Origin of the sequence: Shinella sp. HY16, assembly GCF_028534175.1 — a bacterium.
In the GTDB taxonomy this organism is placed as follows: Bacteria; Pseudomonadota; Alphaproteobacteria; order Rhizobiales; family Rhizobiaceae; genus Shinella.
Genome location: NZ_JAHYXL010000006.1, coordinates 1 through 22,908 on the forward strand (window position 1 = coordinate 1; position 22,908 = coordinate 22,908).

Consider the following 22,908-nt stretch of genomic DNA (forward strand, 5'->3'; position numbering starts at 1 on the left):
GTGTTCTATCTTTGGCGGGCAATGGCCGGCAAACCGGCTTAAGGCCGCCAAGAGGAAGACATGGCGATAGCAAACCGAGTAGACCCAATTGTTGGCACCAAGGAAGACGCAGGCGGCAAGATCATGCGCCATGCGGGGCTTCTGTCGGCGCAATTGCAGCAACTCAGAACGCGTATGTATCCTCCGAAGTCGGAGAAGACCCTTCGTTCGTTTTTGACCAACGAGGTGTCGAAGCTCACTTCCATACCTGATTCCACCTTGAAGCTCATGTCTACCGAGGGACGCGGACCTGTTCCAAGCCGGCTCGAGAACAATCATCGCGTCTACACGCTGGGCCAGATCAACGAGCTTCGCGCGCTGTTTGCAAAACAGAAGCCGGCCGAGGCTTTGCGCTTTCTTCCCCGCCGTCGCCCGGGCGAGCATCTCCAGGTCATCGCGATCGCCAACTTCAAGGGCGGCAGTGCGAAAACGACGACCTGTGTGCATCTTTCCCATTATCTCGCCCTCCAGGGCTATCGCGTTCTTGCGCTCGATCTGGATCCGCAGGCGTCCCTGTCCGCTATGTTCGGCTTTCAGCCGGAAGTGGATGTCGGCTCGAACGAGACGATCTATGCAGCGCTGCGCTATGACGATACCGAGCGGCGCTCGATCCGCGAGGTCATTCGCAAGACCTATTTCGAAGGGATCGATCTTGTTCCTGGCAACCTGGAGGTCATGGAATACGAGCACGAAACGCCCCGTGTTCTGGCGAGCAAGTCAGGTTCGGGCGCAATTTTCTTCGAAAGGCTGAAGCTCGCCCTCGCGGAGGTCGAGGCAGACTATGATGTCGTCATCCTCGACACGCCGCCTTCGCTCGGCTTCCTGACCCTGAGCGCGATTTATGCCGCGACCAGCATGATTATCACCGTGCATCCCGCCATGCTGGATGTCGCATCAATGAGCCAGTTCCTGCTGATGATGGGTGACCTTATCAGCGTTCTGAACGAAAGCGGCGCGCAGCTGGATCAGGACTTCATCCGGTACCTGGTCACGCGCCATGATCCGAACGATGCGCCGCAATCACAGGTCGTCGCGATGCTGCGGCATATGTTCGGCACGGACGTGCTTCTTCCGACCGCGATCGAAAGCACGGCAGTCGAAGCGGCCGGCCTCGCAAAACGCTCGATCTACGAGCTGGAAATGGGCCAGATCGGGCGGGACACCCACAAGCGCGCGCGCGAAGCCGTCGATGGCGTCAATGAAGCGATCATCCGGCTCATCAATGACAGCTGGGGGCGGACATGAGCAAATCCTCTCGCAAATCGATTGTCGCCAGCTTCGGTCTGCTGTCCGCGGAACTGGAGAACAAGCTGGCAGGCGACGAGCAGCCGGCCCCTGCGGCTCCGACGCAGCGCGTCGGTGCTGGCGTGATTGGTGCTGCCCACCGTGCAATCGACGATATCCGCTCGGAACGGGATCGGCTCAAGGCGCTTGTGGAGGCCGGCGGCGGCTCCGTACGGGAGCTGGATACTGCGCTGATCGACCCCTCGCCCTATCCCGACCGGTTGCCCGACGACGATACGGCAAGCTTCGAGGCTTTCAGGCGTTCGATCGAGAGCGAGGGACAACAGGTTCCCATCCAGGTTCGCAAGCACCCCTCCTCCGCCGGGCGCTACCAGATCGTCTATGGCCACCGTCGCTGGCTTGCCGCCAGGCAGCTCGGCAGGCCCATACGCGCGATCGAGGTGGAGATATCGGATCTCGATCTGGTTCTTGCGCAGGGCATCGAGAATGCCAGCCGCCAGGACCTGACGTGGATCGAGCGTGCCCTCTTCGCGTCGCGTATGGATGATGCGGGGATAAAGGCGCGTCACATCTACGCGGCGCTTTCGATCGAGGACGCCGAGCTTGCAAGGATGCGCAGTGTCTACCGCGCGCTCCCGGCCGATATCATCGAGGCAATCGGCCGGGCTCCGAAGGTCGGCAGACCGCGTTGGCTCGACCTTGCCAAGATCGTTGCCGGCGATGCGCAGTCTCTCGGCACGATCAGGGCGGTCCTGTCGAACGGGACAGATAGCCCCCAGCTGTCCGATCAACGATTTCAGCGCGTGCTCGATGCGGTGAAACCCGCCGCTCCAGGGAAGAACACTTCAGTGACCGCGCTTGCGGATGCGGGTGGCAGGAAGCTTGGTGCCGTGACGGCGTCGGCGAGGGAAGTCCGGATTTCGGCGGAAGGCGCCCGTGGCGCGGCTTTCCTGAAATTCGTGGAGGCCGAACTGCCGGGCCTTGCCGATCGATTTGCCCGCTTGCGGGATGAATGACAACCCTGACAGCTGTCAGGATTCTGGAAAATGAAAGGAAGCGCAGCAAAAGAAAAAGGCCCCCAAAACGTTGCCGTCGTGGAAGCCCCTCTCTGATTTAGCACCCCGAGAATCGCATTTCCACGAATCGTAGTCAAGAGTCTTTGGCGTCATTTTTGGCGGGCGGATTTCTTTTGCCTTTTGCAAGGTGAAGGAAAATGCAGAGTGGAAATGTGACGACGCCCTTCGGGCGGCGGCCGATGTCGCTTGCGCTCGTACGCCGGCAATTGGCGACGGCTGAAATCAAGCCAGGCAAGACAGTGGACAAATGGAAGGTCTTCCGGGACGTCTCGGAGGCGAGAATAGTGCTTGGCCTGCAGGACAGGAGTCTGGCTGTGCTGGACGCCCTCCTGAGTTTCTACCCGGAAAGCGAACTGCGCCAGGACGCCCAGCTTGTTGTCTTTCCGTCCAATGCCCAGCTTGCCCTGCGCGCCCATGGCATCGCCGGCGCGACCTTGAGGCGGCATCTCGCCTTGCTTATCGACGCGGGCCTGATCGTGCGCAAGGACAGCGCAAACGGCAAACGCTATGCGCGCAAGGACGATGCGGGCGGCATCGAAACGGCGTTCGGCTTCGACATGTCGCCGCTGCTCGCGCGCGCGGAGGAGCTGGCCATGCTGGCCCAGCAGGTCGTTGCAGATCGCATGGCGTTTCGGCGGGCCAAGGAGAACCTGACGATCTGCCGGAGGGATGTCCGCAAGCTGATTACCGCCGCGATGGAAGAGGGCGCCCAGGGAGATTGGGGGGCGATCGAAGCGACCTACATCGGCATTCTCGCAAGTCTCCCGCGGACACCCACGCGAAACGACATCCATACGGCGCTCGTCGAGATGGAACTTCTGCGCAGCGAGATCGTCAACCTTCTGGAAAGGCAGCAATTTTCTGAAGATTCAAGCACCAATGATGCTCATTGTGGGCGCCACATACAGAATTCAAAATCCGACTCCATCCATGAATTTGAACCTCGCTCTGAAAGAGAGCAGGGAGCGGCGTGGAGGATGAACGACGAAATCCCGAGGACGCCTATCCGTAATTTCCCACTTGGCATGGTTCTGAACGCATGCCCTGAGATCGTGATGTACGGTCCCAGTGGCCAAATCGATGGATGGAGGGACTTGATGTCGGCGGCCGTGGTGGTCCGGTCGATGCTGGGCGTCAGTCCTTCTGCCTATCAGGTGGCCTGCGAGGTGATGGGGGCAGAAAATGCGGCCGTCGCGATCGCGTGCATCCTCGAACGAGCGGGGCACATCAACTCTCCCGGGGGATATCTCAGGGATTTGACGCGCCGGGCAGAGCGGGGTGAGTTCTCGCTGGGGCCGGCTTTGATGGCGCTTCTTCGGGGACAGGGCGGAACAGGCAGAAAGGTGGGATGATGGCGGACATCAGAAAACCCTGACAGCTGTCAGGGTTTGGAGCCGTCTTACGTTTCCCTTTTGTCTTCCTTCGGCTCCTACTGTTCGGTTCGCTATATCTATACCCCGGTCAAGCTGAGGGTGGGCGCTTGTGAGAACTCGATCGGGAAGGCAGAGAATCGAGCAAGCCGTCGATGCCGTCGAGGCGCAGCCCCGTTTTGAACTTCGTAGCATCATCAGGGCAAGACTGCTTGGAGGCTGCGGTTTACCTGCTCGGCCTCAGGAACAGTAATTTGTAGCCGGACTATTTCGAATGGCGGGATATGTCGAGTTCTGCGTCCAGGCGATTGTAGGTGGCCTGGACCATGTCGATATCGCTGAGGTGGCTGGCGACGGCCAGTTCGATCACCACGTTGGCAACGGCTGCGTCCACCCTGAGCTGGCGCCGTGAACGATGTGCCTGGAGAAGCGCATCCAATGCCTCGACATTGCCGCCAAGGGCGAAGTGAAGATCCAGCGCGCTTTTGAGAAATGGAATGCATCGGTCCGAGGACGCTTGAGAGGAGAGATCGTCTTCTCCCTGCGATGCCAGCGTGACCGCCTTGTTCTGCAGTTCGCTCATATTGGTATCCTGTTGCCGATGCGTTTGGTGCCGGGTTTCGGAGAATCTACCCTTACAAACCTCGCCCGAGCCTTGCGTGCAACCCAGACGATATCCGGCGAGGGAAAATAGCTTGCTCTTGCAGTCTGCAAGCCAATGACGAATGGCACCTTTACAGTGAGTGATATCAACAATGCATCGGCTGCGAAGGCTCTGCATATCGATGCGCCAAAAGCGAAAGCGGTGTTCATTTTTCGTGTCGCCGGCGGGAAGAAACAGCAAGCAGGGTAGGCGACAATGGCTCGCGCCTTTTCGGAATGCTCAGGCAGACATGCGTTGATTGTCAGCGGCGGCGGGCTGCTATTGGGTTGCTCGTGTGTGCGAGCCATAGTGGGGGGAGGGACAGAATGAGAGCCGCTTTTGCGGCACCCCGGAGAGGCTGTGTCTTCGTCGTCCTCGGAGCTTTCCCGTTATTTCTCGATCGGCGGGTTGGAACTCGCGAAAGTATGAATGTCAGCCCCGGCACGCTTCGGTGAGTTTGCGAATGTGTGCGCTATCCTGTTCGGTGGCCGTAAATACCCGCATCTCTTGTCCATCCACGGCAAGCGTGAAGCCGCCCTGCAGCAGGTCGACCAGTTCCGGCTCCATGGATGTCTGGCCATCGATCGCGTAGCGGCCGTTGTACACTTGCGCGGTTCCATCAAAGGCGAGCCTGCCGGCGTCGCGGGAAAGCGCGAGCTCCACGTTTTTCTTCCCCTCTGCAAGAGCGGCTTCGGGATAGAAGGCAATGACGGTGTCGCTGTAGCCTTGCGTACAGGTGGCGGCAAAGATCACGTTGCCGGAAGAGGGATCGTAGTAAGCGAGGGTCAGTGTCGGTGCCTGGTCGTCATGCAGAAACCAGCCTTTTGGCGTGCTCGATTGAGCGTGAGCGGACATAGACAAGAAAATGCAGTAGACAGCTGTGGCAAGTCGCAAACCCATGGAACCCTCCCAATCCTGTGCAGCGCTATCAAAGCATACCACACAAAATGAGCCGCAGATCGGAGCCAGCGCGCAACAATCAGGGGGATAGCACTGGGAGTGGGTGAAAGCGCTTGCGGTGTTTTAGAGCCCTGCCGCTTTTGTAAGATTGACCCGGAAGCGGTCGCGGCGACGTTGGTAGCGGCGTGTCATTTCAGCCGAGGCGTGGCCGAGCTGCTTCTGGACATGGCGCTCGTCCACCTCGGCCGAGGTGGCAAGACCGGCGCGCAGCGAATGGCCGGCGAATTTTTGTGCCCGCTCTGCTTCCGACAGATCGCCGCGTACCCCGGCGGAAAGCGCTGCCTTCTTGACGAGGCGAGCCACCTCCTGGTCGTTCAGCCGGTCCGGTCCGACATCCTTGCCCTGGCCGGTGACGCGGCGAAACAGGGCCCCGCGGGCGATCTTCGCAAACCGGATCCAGGTTTCGAGCGCGGTCACGGGGCAGGTGGCATCGGACGAACCGCGGCCGATCTCCACTTCGCGCCAGCCGGTCTTGCCGCGCAGCGTCACCAGGGCGCCCTTGTCGAAGATTTCGACCCAGCCACGCCCGTCCTCGCTCTGGTCGCGCCCGAGGTCCAGTCCCGTAATCTCCGAGCGGCGCAGGCCCCCGGCAAAGCCGACGAGCAGCATGGCCCGATCGCGCAGGCCGCGCAGCGTGCCGCGATCGATCGTTTCCAGCATGGCGATGAGATCTTCGGGAAGCAGGGCCTCCTTCTGGCGCGGCGGGGCGGCATGCCGGTTGCGGATACCGGCCATGACGGTGGCGATGGCGGGATCCCTGCGGTCGAGCTTCATGCCGCGCTGTGCGCTGTTCCATCCGATCGCCGCGAGGCGACGCTCGATCGTCGAAACGGTGTTCGGTTTGCCGCCACGTTCGGCCGTACCGGACGCGCAGGCGGTGATGTAGAGGCCGACGACCTGCGGATCGGGGGGAAGGGCGTCGAGGTTCTGACGCCTGCACCACGCCGAGAAATGCTTCCAGTCCGAGGCGTAGGCTCTCCTTGTATTGGCGGAACTTGCTGCCTCAACATACCCGCGGGCGCGATCCGTGAGATCCTGCAGATGAGTGGGCAAAGGCGGCGGCGCATCTGCCGCAACGAGGGCAGTGGAATTGCTGTCAGCCACTGGCGTTTCCTGCGGCTGTGCAAGATGCTCCTGGTGGTGGTTTTCGCTGGTTTCGTCGATGATTCGTGCCATCTCTCCTATAAAGACCAGAATGACCGATAAGGCAATCTTATCTCTCTTTATACAGGAAGGAGAGACTGTGCGGTTTTTCTCGTATAGGACAGGAAAACTGCGCGCCTATCCCACTCCATCCGATCGGCGGGGCAGGTGTAAGGTTGCGTCCTATGTGGTGCTCACCTCGAGCGAGCCGGCCACCGCCTTTCGATAGATCGCCGCATAGTCGTCGGCCCCCAGCGGGCGCGCATTGGTGTCCGAGGAGGAGATGTCGGCGAGTGCCTGGGCTCCGACCCAGTCTGCATCCGTGCCGTCGAGGCCGAGATGCACCAGGGAGGGCGGGATGCCTATGCGGGTCCTGAGGGCCAGCAGCCATGCCATGAGACCGTCGAAGCCGGCGCCGGGCAGGTCGAGATAGCGTGCGAGCCGGGCCGCGTGCTCCTCGATCGCCGGCCGGTTGGCGACGAGGACATAAGGCAGGAGGACGGCGTTGAGCAGGCCGTGGTGCAGGTGATGACGCGCGCCGATCGGGTGGGCCAGGGCATGGACCCCGCCGAGGCCCTTCTGGAAGGCGACGGCGGCGCTGGCGGAGGCGACCAGCATGCCTTCGCGCGCTTCAAGATCGTTGCCGTCGTTGACCGCGCGTTCCAGATAGGCATGCACCAGCCGGACGCCTTCCGTGGCGACGCCGGCCGACATCGGGTGGTGCAGCGGCGAGAACAGGGATTCGAGGTGGTGCGTGAGAGCGTCCATCCCGGTCGCGGCGGTGAGCGCCGGCGGCAGGCCCGTTGTCAGGAGGGGATCAAGGAAGACGCAGGCCGCCAGAAGGTCACGGTGGCCGATGATTTTCTTGATGCCCAGCGCCGTATCGGTCAGCACGGCTTCACGCCCGAGTTCCGAGCCGGTTCCCGCCGTCGTCGGCACGACGAATAGGGACGGGAGCGCCAGGGCCGGGAAATCCGCCAGCGTGGCATAGCGGGCGAGCAGCTCGCTCCACTCGAAGCGCCGGAGGCCCTGCGGATCGCGGCTGGTCAGGGCGATGCCCTTGGCCACGTCGATGGCGCTTCCGCCGCCGACGGCGATGACGAGATCGTGCCCACCCGCCACGAAGGCGCGGCCGCCCGCCTGGGCTTCTTCGAAGGTCGGATTGCCGGAAAGTGCATGAAACACGTCATAGCGGATGCCGGCCTCGTCCAGGCATGCCCGGACTTTTTGCATTGGTGGCAGCGTCAGCAATCCGGGGTCGGTGACCAGGAGTGGATAGGTTGCGCCGGCGAGCCGGCAGCGATGCGCAAGTCGCTCGACCGCGCCCTTGCCGCAGAAGATTTCGGTCGGATAGGTCCAGTAGTGGATGTCGGTCATTGGATGTCCAGGCATTGAAAGGGAATGAGGGGCGGGTGGCGCGGGCCTCAGGGAAGGGGCGTCGTTGCGAAGCTCGCGGCGGTGGGGATGCGTCGGTGCGGCTTGGCGACGGCAAGGTAGAGAAGGCCGAAAGCCGAGAGGGCGGAGAAGACCAGGATGACCGCCCAGACCTGGAACCACGGTGCGCCGGGCGGTGCGAGAAGCACCCGCGGCCAGGCCACGTTGATCGCCTCGAAGACGAGCCAGAGGGTAGCGACGATGTTGACCGGAAGGCTCCAGCGGCCGAGCTGGAAGGCTCCCTTTGCCGGATTCCACCGGCCGTTGAGACGGGCGACCAGCGCACTCGCCGTGACGATGAGGAACACGAAGAAGAAGCCGCCGCTGCCGAAGGCGATCAGCGTGCCGACGGCGGTGGCGTTGAGGCCCAGCACCAGGCCGAAGGCGGCGATGACGGTGCTGCACAGCATGGCGGCCATGGGCACCTTGCGGCGATCGACGCGCCGCAGCAGGGCGGAGCCGGGCAGGATGCCGTCCCGCGCCATGCCGAAGATCGCGCGGCCGATATAGGTCTGCACGGAGACGACGCAAGCGACGAAGGCGACCACGACGACGGCGACGAACGGGCGTTCCGACCAGGCGCCGAGCGCATCGACGACGGCCGGCGTGACGGGGTCGATGATCTGTCCGCTGACCACGGCAGCCGGATCCTTGTAGGAAAGGGTGACGGCGAAAGCGGTCAGCATCACCGTGCCGCCTACCACCAGCATCGAGCGGAGAATGGCCCGCGGTACGGAGATCCGCGCGTCGGTCGTCTCTTCCGAGATCTGCGAGCAGGCGTCGAAGCCGAGGAACGCCCATCCACCGACCGCAAGCGCAGTGAGGAAACCGCTCAGATAGGAGCCGTCCGAGGCTGCTTCCGCACCCATGCTCGTGAACAGCAGGTCGAAGGAGTGGTTGCGGAAGAACAGAAGGAGCACGACGCCGATGCCGATCGAGGCAATGGCTTCCGCGATGATGCCGGCATTGACGAAGTATTTGAGCGGGTTGATGCCGAGAAGATTGACGGCGAGCCCGAGCGCCAGCAGCGCCGCGCCACAGGCCACCTGGCCGTCGGCCGAGGGCGGGGATCCGGTGACGAAGAGGCTGAGCCAGAAGCCGCCGAGATAGGAGACGGTGGTCAGCGATGCCAGAGCGGAAGCGAGGTAGAGGAAGCCGGTGAACCAGGCGAGGCGGTCACCGACGAGATGGCGGACCCATTGATAGCATCCCCCGGCAAGGGGGTATTGCGAGGAGAGCTCGGCATAGACCAGGGCGACGGTGAACTGAAGGGCGAGGCAGAGCGGGACGATCCAGACCCAGGACGGGCCGATGCTGATCGCCCCGAGCGACATCACCGAATAGATGCCGACGACCGGCGAGATCGTGGCGAAGCCCACGGAAAACGACGACCAGAGGCTGAGGCCGCGGTCCAGTTCCTGTCGATAGCCGTGGCTGGCAAGGAACCGCTCGTCGTTGCTTGACGCTGCTGACTTGGTATCCGGCATGATGACCTCCCGTCGTCCGCCTTGCGACCGGGCGCAGGGCGCCATTGGCCGCGAGGGGTTTCCTGCGCGGGCCTGCGGTCGGGGTTGCTTTGAAAGAATCCCGGCCCGGTCCCTGTTTTCTTTGAGATCGTGGCCGCCTCCAAGCATACGGTAGACAAAGGTAACGTCAGGTGGAATTCCAATTTGATTGCGTTGGCATCAATCGAAACTGATGTAATGGTTGCCATGCAAGAGGTGGCCGTGCGATGCGGCCGCTCGCCGGAGGGGCGATGCTGAAGAATGTCACGGATGTCGATTTGCGCCTGTTGCGGTTGTTTGCCCGCGTGGTCCGCTGCGGCGGCTTTACAGCCGCGCAGGCCGAACTCAACATGAGCCAGTCGAACATCAGCATGCATATCGGCAATCTCGAACGGCGGCTCGGCTACCGGCTCTGCGAGCGCGGCAAGGGCGGGTTTCGTCTTACCTCGAAGGGCCGCCACATCCTCGAGGCCTCACAGAGCCTGTTCGAGGCGATCGGCGTGTTCGTCGCGCAGGCCGGGAGCCTCTCCGGACGGCTTGTCGGCGATTTGAGCCTCGGCCTTGCCGATACGATCGTTACCCTGCCGGGGACCCGGTTCGGCGAGGCCATGGGGGCGTTCTTTCGCCGCGACCAGGATGTTCAGCTGAACCTCTTCGTCAATGCGCCGACCGATCTGGAGCTTGCGGTCATCGACGGGCAGGTGGAACTGGCGATCTCCTACTTCAGCCGCTCACGGCCGTCGCTCGACTATTTCCCACTCTACATGGAGGAGATCGCGCTTTATTGCGGTGCCCGGCATGCGCTCTTCGCCGTGGTATCGCCGGACGAGGCGGATATTGCGGCGGCCAACTGGGTCATGCACGGTTTTCTTCCGGAAAGCTCGATCCTGCCTCTTCGACCGCTGCGCAGCCGCGCGACGGCGCACCACATGGAAGCGGTCGCCCAGATGATCCTGGCGGGGACGCATGTCGGATACCTTCCGCGGCACTATGCCGAGATCTGGGTCGGCCGCGGCGAGATGACGGCGCTCCTGCCGGAGCGCCTGACATACGAAGTCGAGCACAGCATGATCACCTATGCCGGGCGCCCGCTGAGCGAGGCGGCGCGCGCCTTCATCGATGACCTGCTTCGCGCCCACGACCTGCCCACGGCGGAACCCGTCTGATCCGATCCCGCGCGCTCAGTTGCGGAACATCTGGAAAACGCTCTCCATCTGGCGGATTCCGGTTGCGGTCTGGGTTTCGTCGCATGCGGCATAGCCCATGACCAGGCCCTGCATGGCCGCGCGGTTCCGGAAGAATTTCGACATCGGACTGGCATTGACGCCGCGGGCGGCAAGCGCGTTGGCCACGGCTATATCGTCCAGCCCGTCCCTGAGCTGGCCGATGAGCTGGATTCCGGCTTCACAGGGCAGGATTTCCATGTCCGCACCGAGGCGCCGGGAACAGATTTCCACGAAGGCCTCCCGCCGACCGGCATACAGGCGGCGCATCCGTTTCAGGTGACGGGTCATGTGCCCCTCCATGATGAAGTCGGCAAGGGCCGCCTGCAGCAGAAGTGGTGCGAACTGTCCCGTCGTGCTGAGCGCGTTGACGAAGCCTTTCTGCAAGGCCTGCGGCAGGACAATGAAGCCGAGACGAAGCGCCGGGAACAGCAGTTTTGCGAACGTCCCGACATAGATCACCCGGCCGCTGGCATCCATGCTCTGCAAGGCCGGCACGGGACGCCCGACGAACCGGTACTCGCCATCGAAGTCGTCCTCGATGATCCAGCTGTCCAGGCGGTCGGCCACGTCGAGCAGGGACAGGCGCTGTTCGAGCGGCATGGTGATGCCGAGCGGATGCTGGCATGCCGGGGTGACGTAGATGAGGCGCGCGGCGCGCGGCGGGGGAGCAAAGCGCCAGCCCTGGGCGTCCACGAGAAGCGGAAGAATATGGGCGCCGGCGACAGTGAAGGCCGCCTGCGCGCCGTAATATCCGGGTTCCTCCATCCAGACCGGGTCGCCCGGGTCGAGCAGCAGGCGTGCAAGCAGGTCGAACGCGGCCTGTGCGCCGGTCGTTATGACGATCTGTTCCGGCCGGCAATGAATGCCGCGGGCGGACGCCAGATAGCCGGCGATCGCCTCCTGCAGGGCCGGCAACCCGCTGACGTCGTAGGTTCCGAAAAGCTTGCCCCCGGCAAAGGCGGCCCTGCGCGCCACGAGCTTCGCCCATACGCCGAATGGAAAGGAATGGGCATCGGGCATGCCGGGATGGAACGCCTGGCTGCCGGGCCGGCCGTGATGCACGGGCTGTTCCAGCAGCACGCGTCCCCGTTTTGACACGGGGCGAGTGTCTCCGGCGGCGCTGGCCGGGCTGGGTCGCGGCGAAACGGCGGGCAGGGCGACCACGACCGGGCGCGCGCCCGGGCGGTTCAGCAGGTAGCCTTCTGTCGCGAGCTGGTCGTAGACGGCGACGATCGTATTGCGCCCCAGGCCGAGTTCGGCGGCCAAAGAGCGGGTCGAGGGCAGCTCCGCTCCTGCCGGCAGGATGCGGGAACCGACGAGCTGGGCAATCGCGCGGTAGAGCTGCCGCTGCAACGGCTCCGGGCTGCCCCTGTCGATCGCCAGAGCATCGAGGGGGAAGACTTGCCTGCTGCGCGGGGTTGATTTCACGGAATTTCCCTCTCCGAGATGGCGAAACTGGATCCATCAATTTCTACCGAACTGGCTCTCGTGACGGATACAGTAACCGGTAAGGTATCCGCATGCCGCATTCAAGGAAATCGATTCCGGACGGGAGCCGATGTATCGATCCACCCCCCCTGACTGGCGGCCGGAGACCAGAATTCAATCGAGGGCAGTGCGTGAGATGAGTGTGAAAATAGGCATCAATCCAATCACCTGGACCAATGACGATGTGCCGGAGCTCGGGGGAGACACGCCGCTCGAAACCTGCCTGGAGGAAACCCGCAAGGCGGGCTATGCCGGCACGGAGCTCGGCGGGAAGTTCCCGCGTGCTGCAGGGGAGCTCGGCCCCATCCTGTCGGGCTACGGCCTTGAACTGGTATCCGGCTGGTATGACGGGCGTATCCTGGAAAATACGGTCGACCAGGAATTCGAGGCGATCCTGCCGCACCTCGCTCTTCTGCGCGATCTCGGTGCGCGCCATGTGGTCTATGCCGACACGTCGAGAGGCCGGCATGGCGCGATCCATGACCCGATCTCGCAGCGCCCGCACCTGATGGAGGACGAGTGGAAGGGCTACGGCGAGAAGATCACGCGGCTGTCAGAGCGGTTTGCAGACTTTGGTGTCGGCATGGCCTTCCACCACCATATGGGGACGATCATCGAGACCGATGCGGAAATCGACCGCCTGATGGAAAACACCGGTGAGGCCTTCGGTCTGCTCTACGACACGGGCCACTGCGCCTTCTCGGGCGGCGATCCGAAATCGCTGCTGCAGCGGCATGTCGATCGCGTCGTGCACGTTCACTGCAAGGACTACCGTCCGGAGATCCTTCAGCATGCGCGAGCACAGGACATGAGTTTCATGGGGGCGGTCATGGACGGGATCTTCACGGTCCCGGGAGACGGCGCTCTGGACTATCTGACGCTCCTCAAGATTCTTGCCGATGCCGGTTATGCCGGTTGGCTCGTGGTGGAGGCGGAGCAGGATCCGGCCAAGGCTCATCCTTTGACTTATGCCACCATGGGCTACAGGAACTTGAAGGCGCTGGCGGAGGAAGCCGGTTTCGTCGTGAACGGGAGGACAGGAGAATGAACGGTTCTGGGAGGACGGAGGCCGCGGCCAGTGTGACGCCCCTCGTCGTGGTCAATATCGACGATGTCGGCATGTGCCACGGTGCCAACACGGCCTATATCGAGTTGCGGCGGCTTGGCGTGGTGGATTCCGGATCGGTGATGGTTCCGTGTCCGTGGTTTCTCGAAATTGCGGAGGCGGGGGCGCTTGATCCGACGCTCAATCTTGGCGTCCATATCACGCTGACCTCGGAGAAGCGCCACTACCGCTGGCGCCCTCTCACCAAGGCGACACCCGCATCGGGTCTCGTGGATGCGGACGGCTTCCTGTGGCGCTCGGTGATCGATCTGCGCAAGAACGCCCATCCGGATGCTGTCGAGGCGGAGATGCGCGCGCAGATCGAGGCGTTCCGCAATGCCGGGCTGACGGCGACCCATATCGACGGTCACATGGGTGGGGTCTTTTCGCCAGAATTCGTCGAGCGATATGTCGAGGTCGGCGTCGAATATGGCCTGCCGACCCTGTTCCCCGCCACGATCCAGTCCTACGGACCTGTCCACAATCTCGGTGCCGTCGATCAATCCGCCTATGACGCCGCGGCCGCGCGCCTGACGGCGGCCGGCGAGGTTTGCGCGACGGCAGTCCTGGAGACGCCGTGGCACAGGGAGCAGCCGGCACAGGAGCGCTACCAGGCACTCTACGGAAAGATCGGGCCGGGGCTGAACTTCCTGTGTCTCCATGCGAATGCGCCCGGGGAGATCGAGGTCATCGAACCGACCTCGGCACAGATCCGCATCGATGAATACGAGGTGCTCAAGAGCCCTGCCTTCCGCCGGTGGGCAGAGGCGCTTCCGGTGCGCAGGGGATCGATGAAGGAGCATGCAGCGGCAAGACTGGCCGCCTGAGACGAAATCCATCGCCGTCCGGCAGGATACATCCACCATAAAAAGGGAACAGCAACCATGATTGCAGCAGTCTTGAAATCGAAATCCGCCCGTTTCGTCCGTACCGGTGTCCTCGCGGCGACGGTCGCGCTTCTCGGCGTGACGAGTGCGTCGGCGGAGGCCAAGAAGGCAGAAGACGTCCGTATCGTCTTCGTCACCCACGGACAGGCGAACGACGTCTACTGGACCGTCGTGAAGAACGGCATGCTGGCGGCGGCCAAGCAGCTCGGCGTCAAGGTCGATTACCAGGCACCGGAAACCTTCGACGTCGTGCGTATGGCGCGTATGATCGAAGCTGCCACCGCCTCCGCGCCTGATGGCCTTGTCATTTCGATCCCCGATGCGGATGCGCTCAAGGCGCCTGTCGAGGCGGCGAGGGCCGCCGGTATTCCGGTCGTGGTCATCGATTCCGGCGAGGATCAGGTGGAGCCGTGGAAGCTCGACCTTTTCGTCGGCGGAGGCTCCGAATACGACAATGGTGTGCGTGCCGGCAAGATGATGGGCGAGGCGGGTGTCAAGGAAGGCATCTGCGTCAACCACGAGGTCGGCAATGTGAGCCTCGACAAGCGTTGCGCAGGCTTCAACGATGGCCTGAAGGAAAGCGGCGGCAAGTCCTCGGTCGTTGCGGCAACGATGGATCCGACCGACGTCACCCGTCGGGTCGAAGCCTATCTGTCGGCCAATCCCGGCGTGACGGGGGTTCTGGCGCTCGGCCCGACTGTCGCAACCCCGATCCTCCAGCTTTTCAAGGATCGCGGTACGCTGGCCAACTACAAGATCGGCAGCTTCGACCTCTCGCCGCAGCTGCTCGACGCCGTGAGCGACGGCAGTGCCATGTTCGCCATCGACAACCAGCAGTTCATGATGGGCTACCTCCCCGTCGTCTTCCTTACCAACAAGGCGATGTACAAGACCTTCCCCGCCTCTGCCGTCCGCACGGGACCGTCCTTCATTCTTCAGAAGGATGCGGCCGCGGTGCGTGATCTCAGCAAGGAAGGTATTCGCTGAGACCTTCCAGGCCGGCGGGAGGAGAACCGCCGGCCTGGATCATGAGGAATAGAATTGGGAGAACATTGATGACGGCGGAAGCTATCAAGCCACCCCGTGCCCTACAGGCCACAAGCGGGCAATCCTCCAGCAGGCTGACAAGGGCACTGCGGCGCCCTGAACTCGGCGCGCTTACCGGCACGATCCTTGTCTTTGCCTTGTTCGGTATCTTTGCTGGAAACAGCGGCCTTTTCAGCCCGCTGGGGATCAGCAACTTCCTGCAGGTCTCGGCTCAGCTAGGGATCCTCGCGGCGGCGGTCGCGCTGTTGATGATCGGCGGAGAATTCGATCTGTCGATCGGTTCGATGATCGGTTTTGCGAGCGTGACGATCGGGCTGGGCGTGACGGAATTCGGCCTGCCTATCTGGCTGTCCGTCATGATCGCCTTCGTGTTCGCTATCGCCATCGGTGCGGCGAACGGGTTTCTCGTCGTGCGAACGCGGCTGCCGTCCTTCATCGTGACGCTGGCCGGTCTGTTCGTCCTGCGTGGGCTGACGCTGGCGCTGACCCGGACGATCACGGGACGGACCCAGATCCCCTACATCACCGAAGGGCAGGAAGGCAGCTTCTTCGTCCAGATCTTCGGTGGCAAGTTCGGTGCCGGGTTTTTCCAGTGGCTGGCGGACATAGGCATGATTGCCAAGCGTGCGGATGGCCTGCCTATGGTCCAGGGCCTTTCGATGTCCATCCTCTGGTGGTGTATGGTCACGGCGCTTGCGACATGGGTTCTTCTGAAGAGCCGCTACGGCAACTGGATCTTCGCCGTCGGCGGCGATGCCCTCGCGGCACGCAATGTCGGTGTGCCGGTTGACCGGGTGAAGATCGCCCTCTTCATCTCGACGGCCTGTGCCGCAACTCTGTTTGCCACCATCCAGGTGCTGGAATCCGGCTCCGCCGACACGTTACGCGGCTTCCAGAAGGAATTCCAGGCGATCATCGCGGCGGTCATCGGCGGATGCCTCCTGACGGGTGGATACGGCTCCGCTGTCGGCGCCATGTTCGGTGCGCTGATCTTCGGCACAGTCGAAATGGGAATCTTCTACACCGGTATCGACACCGACTGGTTCCAGGTCTTTCTGGGCGTGATGCTGCTGATTGCGGTGCTCGTCAACAACTACGTCCGCCGCAAGGCAACGGAGGCACGCTAATGGCCGCAGGCACTCCCATCATCGAACTGAAGGATGTCAGCCGTCGCTTCGGTTCCGTCACGGCGCTCCAGGATATCTCGTTTACCGCTCATGCAGGAGAGGTCCACTGCCTGCTCGGCGACAACGGCGCGGGCAAGTCCACCCTGATCAAGACCCTCTCGGGCGTTCATCCGCCGTCGGAAGGCGTGATGGAGGTGGATGGCGCGCCGGTGCTGTTCTCTTCGCCACGCGATGCCCTCGACAAAGGCATCGCTACGGTCTTCCAGGATCTTTCGATGATCCCGCTGATGAGCATAAGCCGCAACTTCTTCCTCGGACGCGAGATGCTGAAGGGCGTCTTCCCGTTCCGCCGGATCGATACGAGGCAGGCCGATGCCGTCGTCAGCGAGGAACTGGCCAAGATCGGCATCACGGTGCGTGATCCCCAGCAGGCGGTCGGGACGCTTTCGGGCGGCGAACGGCAATGCGTCGCCATTGCCCGTGCCGTCTATCACGGCGCCCGCGTTCTCATCCTCGACGAGCCGACGTCGGCGCTCGGCGTGCACCAGGCGTCGATCGTGCTGCGCTACATCGCCCAGGCCAAGGCGAGGGGGCTCGCCGTGATCTTCATCACGCACAACATCCATCATGCCTATCCGGTCGGCGACAGGTTCACCCTGCTCAACCGCGGCCGCTCGCTCGGTTCGTTCCGAAAGGACGAGATCAGCGAGGAAGAGGTGCTCGACATGATGGCCGGGCGGCGGGACCTGAAGTACCTGCAGGCCGAACTCGACATGGTCGCGGGCCGCAGGTCGGGGGAGCAGGCGGCCCTCTGACAGGTCCGACCGCTCCGGATTCCGGCAGATGAACACACCCAATCCGGCGGGGTTCTCCCCGCCGGTCCCTGATCCCGTTCGCCCATCCGTGCGGATGGCGGGCTATGAAATGACGAGGAACTCCATGATTGATGTCAGTCTGTTCGGTGCGGGCCAGATCGGATCCGTGCACGCCGCCAACCTTGCGCGCCATCCGGGCGTGCGGCTGCGCTACATTGTCGATCCCTACCGGCCTGCGGCGGAACGGATCGCCGCAGAGACCGGCGCCAAGATCGCCGACACGGCCACCGTACTTGCCGACCCGGCGGTGAAGGCGCTCGTCATCGCCTCCGCCACGCGGACGCATGCAGACCTGACCATCGCCGCTGCACGGCACGGCAAGGCGGTGTTCTGCGAAAAGCCGATCGACCTCGATATCGGCCGCACCGACGAGTGCCTGGCGGCCGTCGAAAAGGCAGGGATCGTCTTCCAGATCGGGTTCAACCGCCGCTTCGACCCGAGCTTCCGAAGCCTGAAGGCGCGGATCGATGCAGGCGACATCGGTTCCGTCGAACAGGTCATCATCACCAGCCGTGATCCGGAGCCCGAAACGGAAGAAGCGCTTGCCGGCGGCGGCGGCGTCTTCCGCGAAATGACGATCCACGACTTCGACATGGCGCGTTACCTGCTCGGCGAGGAGCCCGTCGAACTCTTCGCGACCGGTTCCTCGCTCGTGCTGCCCTATTATGCCAAGCTTGGCGAATACGACACGGCCATGTTCATCCTGCGCACGGCGAGCGGGCGCCAGTGCCACATCAACAACAGCGTGCGCGCCGTCTATGGCTATGACCAGCGGATCGAGGTCCATGGCTCCGGTGGCATGCTGCGCGCGGGCAACCAGACGCCCACCTCCGTGGAGGTCTCCGGGCCTCTTCAGATCGCGACCGACAAGCCGCTCTATTTCTTCGTGGAGCGCTACCAGGGCTCCTATGCCGCGGAACTCGACCATTTCATCGAATGCGTGGTTGCCAACCGGAAGCCGGATGTCGGCGCGAGCGATGGCCGCAAGGCGATGATCCTGTGCGAGGCCGCACTGGCATCCGCCAAATCGGGACGCTTCGAGCCCGTCTCCTTCTGACACGCGTCGCAGCGGCCGCTCCTTGCCTATCGTGAAAGGGAAATCCGATGAAGAAATTCCGCCTTGGACTTGTAGGCGCTGGCCGGATGGGGCTGGTTCATCTGCGTGCGGCGGCCGACAGTGCCCTCGTCGAGATTGCCGCCGTCGCCGATCCCTCCGTTGCGGCGCGTGAGATGCTGCGCCCGTTCGGCGTCGCGGTCCATGCCGATGCCATGGCGATGATCGGTGCGGGCGGGCTGGACGGGGTCCTTATCGCCACCCCGAGCCCCACCCATGTCGCGACCATCGCCGCGGTGGCAGCCCGGGGCTTGCCGATCCTCTGCGAGAAACCGTGCGGCATCAGCGCGGTGCAAGCGAAGGAGGCGGCGGCGATCGCCGAAAGCGCCGGGGTTCACCTGCAGATCGGCTACTGGCGCCGCTTCGTGCCGGAACTGAAGGCGCTGCGGGAGCGGATCATGGCACACTCCCTCGGCGAACTCTATCTGGTCTCCTGCTTCCAATGGGACGAGACGCCACCACCGGCGTCGTTCAGGGCCAGCGGTGGCGGCGCCTTCATCGACATGGGCGTGCATGAGTTCGATCAGCTTCGCTGGCTGACCGGGCAGGAGCTCGAGGACTATCGGGTGGCTGCGGCGAGCACGGCTTTCGCCGAGGTGGTCCCGGAGGATCCCGATGCCGTCCAGCTGTTGTGCACGCTGTCGAAAGGCGGCAATGGCCTCGTTTCGCTCGGGCGCAGATTTCCCATCGGTGATGCCTGCTGGGTGCAGGCGTTCGGCACGATGGATTTTGCGGAATCGCGGTTCTTCTGGCCGCCCGCCGGCGAAGCGGTGTTCTTCGCGGCCCTCCGCGCGCAGCTTGAGGATTTTTCCCGGGCGGTGCAGGGACAGCCGTCGGCGGCGGCCACGGCGGCGGATGCCGTTGCCGCTCTCGTCGCCGCGGAAGCCGCAACGGCTGCGCTGCGGCGGGCACGGTAGGTGTGCCATGCCAAGCCGGAGCACGCCCCGCACCCTCGCCGAGCTGAAGTCTCAGATCATTTCCCGCGAGATCGTCCTGTCCACGATGCTGGAGAAAACGGCCCGGTCCGCCTTCGAGGCGCCTGATCTCGTTGCCTTCGAGACAGGCAATGCTTTCGCAAGACGGACCGGCGTCCCGCCGCAAACCGTCGACCGCCTGGCCCGTCGACTCGGCTTCAAGAATTTTCGGGATTTTAGGGGTGTTTTCCGCGCACATCTGCGTGAAATCTCCGAAAAATCCCCGTGAAGCCTGCCCACTGCGGCTGTTGCGGCAACGCACGATGTGGATGAAGTGCGACGGCCGCGGGGACGTGCGATCCGGCGCGCGCCAATCGTTTTTTGCGCCCGCCGGATGGACGCTTACGACATGATCAGGCCGCCATCGACATTGATCGTCTGACCCGTGATGTAGGCGGCGTCCGGCGAGGCGAGGAAGGCAACGAGCGCGGCGACTTCGGCGGGCGTGCCGGCGCGGCCCATCGGGATGCCCTCGACCCATTCGGCCATCAGTTCGCCCGGGCCGTACTCGCCGAGCATCTGACCCCAGACGCGGTCGTTATAGTCCCACATCTCGGTGTGGATGATGCCGGGGCAGATGGCGTTGGCGGTGATGCCTTCCCGCGCCAGTTCCTTGGCAAGGCTCTGTGTCAGGCCGACGACGCCGAATTTCGAGGCGGCATAGTGCGGCGTGTAGATGAAGCCCTGGCGGGCCTGGCCGGAAGCGGTGTTGATCAGGCGGCCCTTGGTGCCGCTGGCCCGGAAGCGGCGGATCGCCTCCTGGCAGCACAGGAACACGCCCTTGGTGTTGACGTCGAGATTGAGGTCCCATTCGCGCTCGGTGAGGTTTTCCACCTTGGCGATGGTGATGACGCCGGCATTCTGCACGGAGACGGAGATCGCGCCGAGCTTCGCTTCGGCCTCGCCATAGGCCGCCTGCACCGCCTTGGCATCGGTCACGTCGAGTGGAAGGCCGATCACCTCCGCCCCGGTTTCTGCGGCCAGCGCTTCGGCGGCAGCGACGGTATCCTTCTCGATCGCCGCGATGGCGACTTTCGCGCCCTCTTCGGCAAAGCGCTTGGCGATACCGCGGCCGATGCCCTTGTTGCCTCCAGTGACGAACACCGTCTGGCCTGCAAAACGTCTCATGGTCTTTTCTCCATAATGCGCGGCAGGCCGTGGTCTGGTCCGGGGATGGATCAGGCCGTGAGCCGGGCCGCAGTGAACTTGTCGGTGACGAGCACGTCGATGACGCCCAGCTTCAGGGCGCCGGCGATGGCCTCGGTTTTCGATTCTCCGCCGGCGAGCGCCATGACGCGGTTGGTCTTGCGCAGCTCTTCCAGCGAAACGCCGATGACGCGGTCGTTAAGTGGCGTTTCGACCGGTTTTCCCTGCCGGTCGTAGAAGCGATAGGAAATCTCGCCGACCGCGCCGGCCTCGTGCAGCATCGCCATTTCCTGGCGGGAAAAGGTGTTGCCCGAACGAGCCAGCATTTCCGAAGGCTCGACCGCACCGATGCCGACGATGGCGAGGCTGAGGCGACCGAAGAGGTCCATGGTCTCGCGCACGGCCGGGTCCGCGAGCATCACGAGTTTCGCCTCGCGCGAGGACGTGATGCCCTGGACCAGCAGGAGCCGCGGCTCGCCGCCAGTGAGTTTGGCAAGGCGCGCGGTGAGCTGTGTTGCATGCATCTGCACCGAGGCATCGCCCATACCGCCGAGGATCTGCACAATGTACTTGGCTTTGGCGCTCTTCAGCGGGTGGATATTGTCCACCATGCGCAAGATGGTCTGGCTCCAGCTCGAGACGCCGACGACCTCGTCCTGTTGTAGTGTCACTTCAAGGAAGTGGGCAGCGGCCTCACCGATGCGGGCCATGATTGCGCCGTCGCGGTCTTCCGAACAGTCGATGACGATGGCTTCGGTCAGGCCGTAGCGATCGCGCAATGCGGTCTCCAGCTCCGCGAATGTGCCGGCGGGCGGGATGACCGTCGTGCGCACGATGTCTTCCTGCTCGGCGCGTTTCAGCATGCGTGAGACGGTCGCCTGCGACATGTGCATGATCTCGGCAATGTCAGCCTGCCGCTTGCCTTCCAGATGATACATCTGGGCGACGCGGGCGATCAGGCGCAACTCGTTCAGCCTTCCCATAGGGGGTCTCCATGAGTGAATTTTTATTCACTCATAGTCGATGGACACGTTAGGGTCGAGCGGCAGATTGCGTCCTGCCAAACCACAAGTCGCTGTGTGGCGTCGGAAAGACGCGGCGCGATGGGGTTGGCGGCGCGCGGCAGGGCGGCGATGGCGGCAAGATCCGGCCAGACGCCGAGCGAGAGGCCGGCGAGATAGGCCGCGCCGAGCGCGGAGGCCTCGGGCGCGTCGCACTGGATGACGGCGTGGTCGAGCGTGTCGGCAACGCACTGCATGAGAAACGTGTTCTGGCTCGGGCCGCCATCGGCATAGAGGCGGCCGAGCGGCGCCGGCGATTGCGCCGACATCGCCTTGAAGACGTCGTGCACCTGGAAGGCGATACTGTCCGTCACCGCGCGGGCCATCTGGGCGCGGCTGGTGTTGAAGGTGATGCCGGAGAAGAGCGCCCGCGCATCGGCGTGCCAATAGGGTGCGCCAAGGCCGACGAAGGCGGGCACGAAGCCGGGGCCGCCGGGTTCGGCTGACGCGGCAAGCTCGGTCAGCGCCTGCACGCCCGGCAGGCCCAGCATCTCGGCCATCCAGGGCAGCGAGGCGGCCGAGACCAGGATATTGCCCTCGAAGGCATAGGTCGGCCGGCCGCCGATCGACCAGGCAACGGTCGTGGTGATGCCCTGCTGCGGCGCAATGAAGCGGGGCAGGGTGGTCATGATCGAAGAGCCGGTGCCGAAGGTCACCTTTCCGTCGCCGGGATTGAAGGCACCGTGGCCGAAGAGTGCGGCATGGCTGTCGCCGATGGCCGAGGCGATCGGGATGCCGTCGGCAAGGCCCGGCACGTTCTTTGTCACACCGAAGCGCGAGGCGCTGTCGCGCACCTCGGGCAGGGCCGTCTTATCGACACCGAACAGGGCGCAGAGTTCATCGCTCCATTCCTGCCGGTTGAGGTCGTAGAGCTGGCTGCGCGCGGCGTTGGCGGCATCGCAGGCATGGACCGCACCGTCGGAAAAACAATGGATGAGCCAGGCGTCGATCGTGCCGAGCCGGACGGCGCGCCCGGCGGGTACGCGGTCGAGCAGCCACTTCATCTTGGGGCCGGGGAACATCGGATCGATGGGAAGGCCGGTCAGCGCAGCAACACGCGGCGCATGGCCCGCCGCGATCAGCTCGGCGCAGGCCGGCGCGCTGCGGCGGCATTGCCAGCTCACGACGGGTCCGAGCGGTTCGCCGGTCTCGGCATCCCAGATGGTGACGGATTCGCGCTGGTTGGAGATGGCGATGCCGATAATCTCGACGCTGGGGCCGGCGGCAAGGCACGCAGCGATCGCCTCCTGCACGGAGGCCCAGAGACGTAGCGGGCTTTGTTCAACCCAGCCCGGCTGCGGATGCTCGATGCCGACAGGGGAGGCGCCGCGGGCAAGGATCCCGCCGTCCGTGGAGACAAGCACGGCTTTCGAATTCGTGGTGCCCTGGTCGATGGCGAGGATGGCGGTCGTCATGGTGGCTCCGGTGAGCGGAATTGGAGGG

19 protein-coding genes and 1 pseudogene are annotated in these 22,908 nt (G+C 63.7%); 11 read left to right on the forward strand and 9 right to left on the reverse strand.

Annotation, left to right across the window (positions count from 1 at the left end; all coding sequences use genetic code 11):
• The 3 genes and pseudogenes from repA to repC all read left to right on the forward strand — a co-directional run bounded on the left by repA (window position 1) and on the right by repC (window position 3,712).
• Window positions 1–1,284 (forward strand): annotated as a pseudogene (gene repA, locus K0P03_RS31705) (plasmid partitioning protein RepA).
• A complete protein-coding gene (repB, locus tag K0P03_RS31710; RefSeq protein ID WP_272791741.1) occupies window positions 1,281–2,300 on the forward strand; it encodes a plasmid partitioning protein RepB in 1,020 nt (339 codons plus the stop codon). The pseudogene repA and the gene repB overlap by 4 nt, the downstream one beginning before the upstream one ends.
• Before the next feature lie 197 nt (window positions 2,301–2,497).
• Window positions 2,498–3,712, forward strand: a complete 1,215-nt coding sequence (gene repC / locus K0P03_RS31715) for a plasmid replication protein RepC (protein WP_272791742.1) — start codon at window positions 2,498–2,500, stop codon at window positions 3,710–3,712.
• A gap of 283 nt (window positions 3,713–3,995) precedes the next feature.
• On the opposite strand, the gene K0P03_RS31720 is transcribed toward repC, so the two are convergent.
• From K0P03_RS31720 to K0P03_RS31740, 5 genes are all read right to left on the reverse strand, one after another.
• A complete protein-coding gene (locus tag K0P03_RS31720) occupies window positions 3,996–4,313 on the reverse strand; it encodes a hypothetical protein (RefSeq protein ID WP_023514554.1) in 318 nt (105 codons plus the stop codon).
• A 492-nt stretch (window positions 4,314–4,805) separates the two neighbouring features.
• The gene (locus K0P03_RS31725; protein ID WP_272791743.1) at window positions 4,806–5,273 is read right to left on the reverse strand and encodes a hypothetical protein; all 468 of its coding nucleotides are present in this window, start codon (window positions 5,271–5,273) and stop codon (window positions 4,806–4,808) included.
• Window positions 5,274–5,396: 123 nt separating this feature from the next.
• Window positions 5,397–6,509 (reverse strand): tyrosine-type recombinase/integrase, encoded by a 1,113-nt coding sequence (locus K0P03_RS31730; protein ID WP_272791744.1) that lies wholly within the window; start codon window positions 6,507–6,509, stop codon window positions 5,397–5,399.
• Window positions 6,510–6,659: 150 nt separating this feature from the next.
• Window positions 6,660–7,853 (reverse strand): iron-containing alcohol dehydrogenase, encoded by a 1,194-nt coding sequence (locus K0P03_RS31735; RefSeq protein ID WP_272791745.1) that lies wholly within the window; start codon window positions 7,851–7,853, stop codon window positions 6,660–6,662.
• 47 nt (window positions 7,854–7,900) lie between these two features.
• Window positions 7,901–9,397, reverse strand: a complete 1,497-nt coding sequence (locus K0P03_RS31740; protein ID WP_272791746.1) for an APC family permease — start codon at window positions 9,395–9,397, stop codon at window positions 7,901–7,903.
• Window positions 9,398–9,666: 269 nt separating this feature from the next.
• Here K0P03_RS31740 and K0P03_RS31745 point away from each other — a divergent pair, with 269 nt between their 5' ends.
• Complete coding sequence (locus K0P03_RS31745) at window positions 9,667–10,581, forward strand: LysR family transcriptional regulator (RefSeq protein WP_050745138.1); 915 nt, start codon at window positions 9,667–9,669, stop codon at window positions 10,579–10,581.
• 15 nt (window positions 10,582–10,596) lie between these two features.
• Here the strand turns inward: K0P03_RS31745 and mocR are convergent, their stop codons facing one another.
• On the reverse strand, window positions 10,597–12,069 hold the full coding sequence (gene mocR, locus K0P03_RS31750) for a rhizopine catabolism transcriptional regulator MocR (RefSeq protein ID WP_272791747.1): 1,473 nt from the start codon (window positions 12,067–12,069) through the stop codon (window positions 10,597–10,599).
• Between the two features lie 196 nt (window positions 12,070–12,265).
• Between mocR and iolE the strand changes: the two genes are divergently transcribed.
• The 7 genes from iolE to K0P03_RS31785 all read left to right on the forward strand — a co-directional run bounded on the left by iolE (window position 12,266) and on the right by K0P03_RS31785 (window position 19,201).
• Window positions 12,266–13,177 (forward strand): myo-inosose-2 dehydratase, encoded by a 912-nt coding sequence (iolE, locus tag K0P03_RS31755; protein ID WP_023514066.1) that lies wholly within the window; start codon window positions 12,266–12,268, stop codon window positions 13,175–13,177.
• Window positions 13,174–14,061 carry a polysaccharide deacetylase family protein gene (locus K0P03_RS31760; RefSeq protein WP_272791748.1) on the forward strand — a complete coding sequence of 296 codons (888 nt, stop codon included), beginning with the start codon at window positions 13,174–13,176 and terminating at the stop codon, window positions 14,059–14,061. The genes iolE and K0P03_RS31760 overlap by 4 nt, the downstream gene beginning before the upstream one ends.
• A gap of 57 nt (window positions 14,062–14,118) precedes the next feature.
• On the forward strand, window positions 14,119–15,108 hold the full coding sequence (locus tag K0P03_RS31765; protein WP_023514064.1) for a rhizopine catabolism ABC transporter substrate-binding protein: 990 nt from the start codon (window positions 14,119–14,121) through the stop codon (window positions 15,106–15,108).
• Window positions 15,109–15,176: 68 nt separating this feature from the next.
• Window positions 15,177–16,295, forward strand: a complete 1,119-nt coding sequence (locus tag K0P03_RS31770) for an ABC transporter permease (protein WP_023514063.1) — start codon at window positions 15,177–15,179, stop codon at window positions 16,293–16,295.
• Window positions 16,295–17,110: an ATP-binding cassette domain-containing protein gene (locus tag K0P03_RS31775; protein ID WP_023514062.1), complete on the forward strand. Its 816-nt coding sequence runs from the start codon at window positions 16,295–16,297 to the stop codon at window positions 17,108–17,110. The genes K0P03_RS31770 and K0P03_RS31775 overlap by 1 nt, the downstream gene beginning before the upstream one ends.
• 124 nt (window positions 17,111–17,234) lie before the next feature.
• A complete protein-coding gene (gene iolG, locus K0P03_RS31780) occupies window positions 17,235–18,227 on the forward strand; it encodes an inositol 2-dehydrogenase (protein ID WP_023514061.1) in 993 nt (330 codons plus the stop codon).
• A gap of 47 nt (window positions 18,228–18,274) precedes the next feature.
• Window positions 18,275–19,201 (forward strand): Gfo/Idh/MocA family protein, encoded by a 927-nt coding sequence (locus K0P03_RS31785; protein ID WP_272791749.1) that lies wholly within the window; start codon window positions 18,275–18,277, stop codon window positions 19,199–19,201.
• 399 nt (window positions 19,202–19,600) lie between these two features.
• On the opposite strand, the gene K0P03_RS31790 is transcribed toward K0P03_RS31785, so the two are convergent.
• From K0P03_RS31790 to K0P03_RS31800, 3 genes are read right to left on the reverse strand one after another with little or no spacing between them, the layout of a single operon-like run.
• Window positions 19,601–20,386 carry an SDR family oxidoreductase gene (locus K0P03_RS31790; protein WP_272791750.1) on the reverse strand — a complete coding sequence of 262 codons (786 nt, stop codon included), beginning with the start codon at window positions 20,384–20,386 and terminating at the stop codon, window positions 19,601–19,603.
• Between the two features lie 50 nt (window positions 20,387–20,436).
• The gene (locus K0P03_RS31795; protein ID WP_023514057.1) at window positions 20,437–21,387 is read right to left on the reverse strand and encodes a sugar-binding transcriptional regulator; all 951 of its coding nucleotides are present in this window, start codon (window positions 21,385–21,387) and stop codon (window positions 20,437–20,439) included.
• Window positions 21,388–21,410: 23 nt separating this feature from the next.
• Complete coding sequence (locus K0P03_RS31800) at window positions 21,411–22,880, reverse strand: FGGY family carbohydrate kinase (RefSeq protein ID WP_272791751.1); 1,470 nt, start codon at window positions 22,878–22,880, stop codon at window positions 21,411–21,413.
• Window positions 22,881–22,908: the final 28 nt, after the last annotated feature.

Excerpts from the sequence above, each read along its gene's own strand:
- repB (WP_272791741.1), top strand. The coding sequence starts at position 1,281 with ATGAGCAAATCCTCTCGCAAATCGATTGTCGCCAGCTTCGGTCTGCTG.
- repC (WP_272791742.1), top strand. The coding sequence starts at position 2,498 with ATGCAGAGTGGAAATGTGACGACGCCCTTCGGGCGGCGGCCGATGTCG.
- K0P03_RS31720 (WP_023514554.1), bottom strand. The coding sequence starts at position 4,313 with ATGAGCGAACTGCAGAACAAGGCGGTCACGCTGGCATCGCAGGGAGAA.
- K0P03_RS31725 (WP_272791743.1), bottom strand. The coding sequence starts at position 5,273 with ATGGGTTTGCGACTTGCCACAGCTGTCTACTGCATTTTCTTGTCTATG.
- K0P03_RS31730 (WP_272791744.1), bottom strand. The coding sequence starts at position 6,509 with ATGGCACGAATCATCGACGAAACCAGCGAAAACCACCACCAGGAGCAT.
- K0P03_RS31735 (WP_272791745.1), bottom strand. The coding sequence starts at position 7,853 with ATGACCGACATCCACTACTGGACCTATCCGACCGAAATCTTCTGCGGC.
- K0P03_RS31740 (WP_272791746.1), bottom strand. The coding sequence starts at position 9,397 with ATGCCGGATACCAAGTCAGCAGCGTCAAGCAACGACGAGCGGTTCCTT.
- K0P03_RS31745 (WP_050745138.1), top strand. The coding sequence starts at position 9,667 with ATGCTGAAGAATGTCACGGATGTCGATTTGCGCCTGTTGCGGTTGTTT.
- iolE (WP_023514066.1), top strand. The coding sequence starts at position 12,266 with ATGAGTGTGAAAATAGGCATCAATCCAATCACCTGGACCAATGACGAT.
- K0P03_RS31760 (WP_272791748.1), top strand. The coding sequence starts at position 13,174 with ATGAACGGTTCTGGGAGGACGGAGGCCGCGGCCAGTGTGACGCCCCTC.
- K0P03_RS31765 (WP_023514064.1), top strand. The coding sequence starts at position 14,119 with ATGATTGCAGCAGTCTTGAAATCGAAATCCGCCCGTTTCGTCCGTACC.
- K0P03_RS31770 (WP_023514063.1), top strand. The coding sequence starts at position 15,177 with ATGACGGCGGAAGCTATCAAGCCACCCCGTGCCCTACAGGCCACAAGC.
- K0P03_RS31775 (WP_023514062.1), top strand. The coding sequence starts at position 16,295 with ATGGCCGCAGGCACTCCCATCATCGAACTGAAGGATGTCAGCCGTCGC.
- iolG (WP_023514061.1), top strand. The coding sequence starts at position 17,235 with ATGATTGATGTCAGTCTGTTCGGTGCGGGCCAGATCGGATCCGTGCAC.
- K0P03_RS31785 (WP_272791749.1), top strand. The coding sequence starts at position 18,275 with ATGAAGAAATTCCGCCTTGGACTTGTAGGCGCTGGCCGGATGGGGCTG.
- K0P03_RS31790 (WP_272791750.1), bottom strand. The coding sequence starts at position 20,386 with ATGAGACGTTTTGCAGGCCAGACGGTGTTCGTCACTGGAGGCAACAAG.
- K0P03_RS31795 (WP_023514057.1), bottom strand. The coding sequence starts at position 21,387 with ATGGGAAGGCTGAACGAGTTGCGCCTGATCGCCCGCGTCGCCCAGATG.
- K0P03_RS31800 (WP_272791751.1), bottom strand. The coding sequence starts at position 22,880 with ATGACGACCGCCATCCTCGCCATCGACCAGGGCACCACGAATTCGAAA.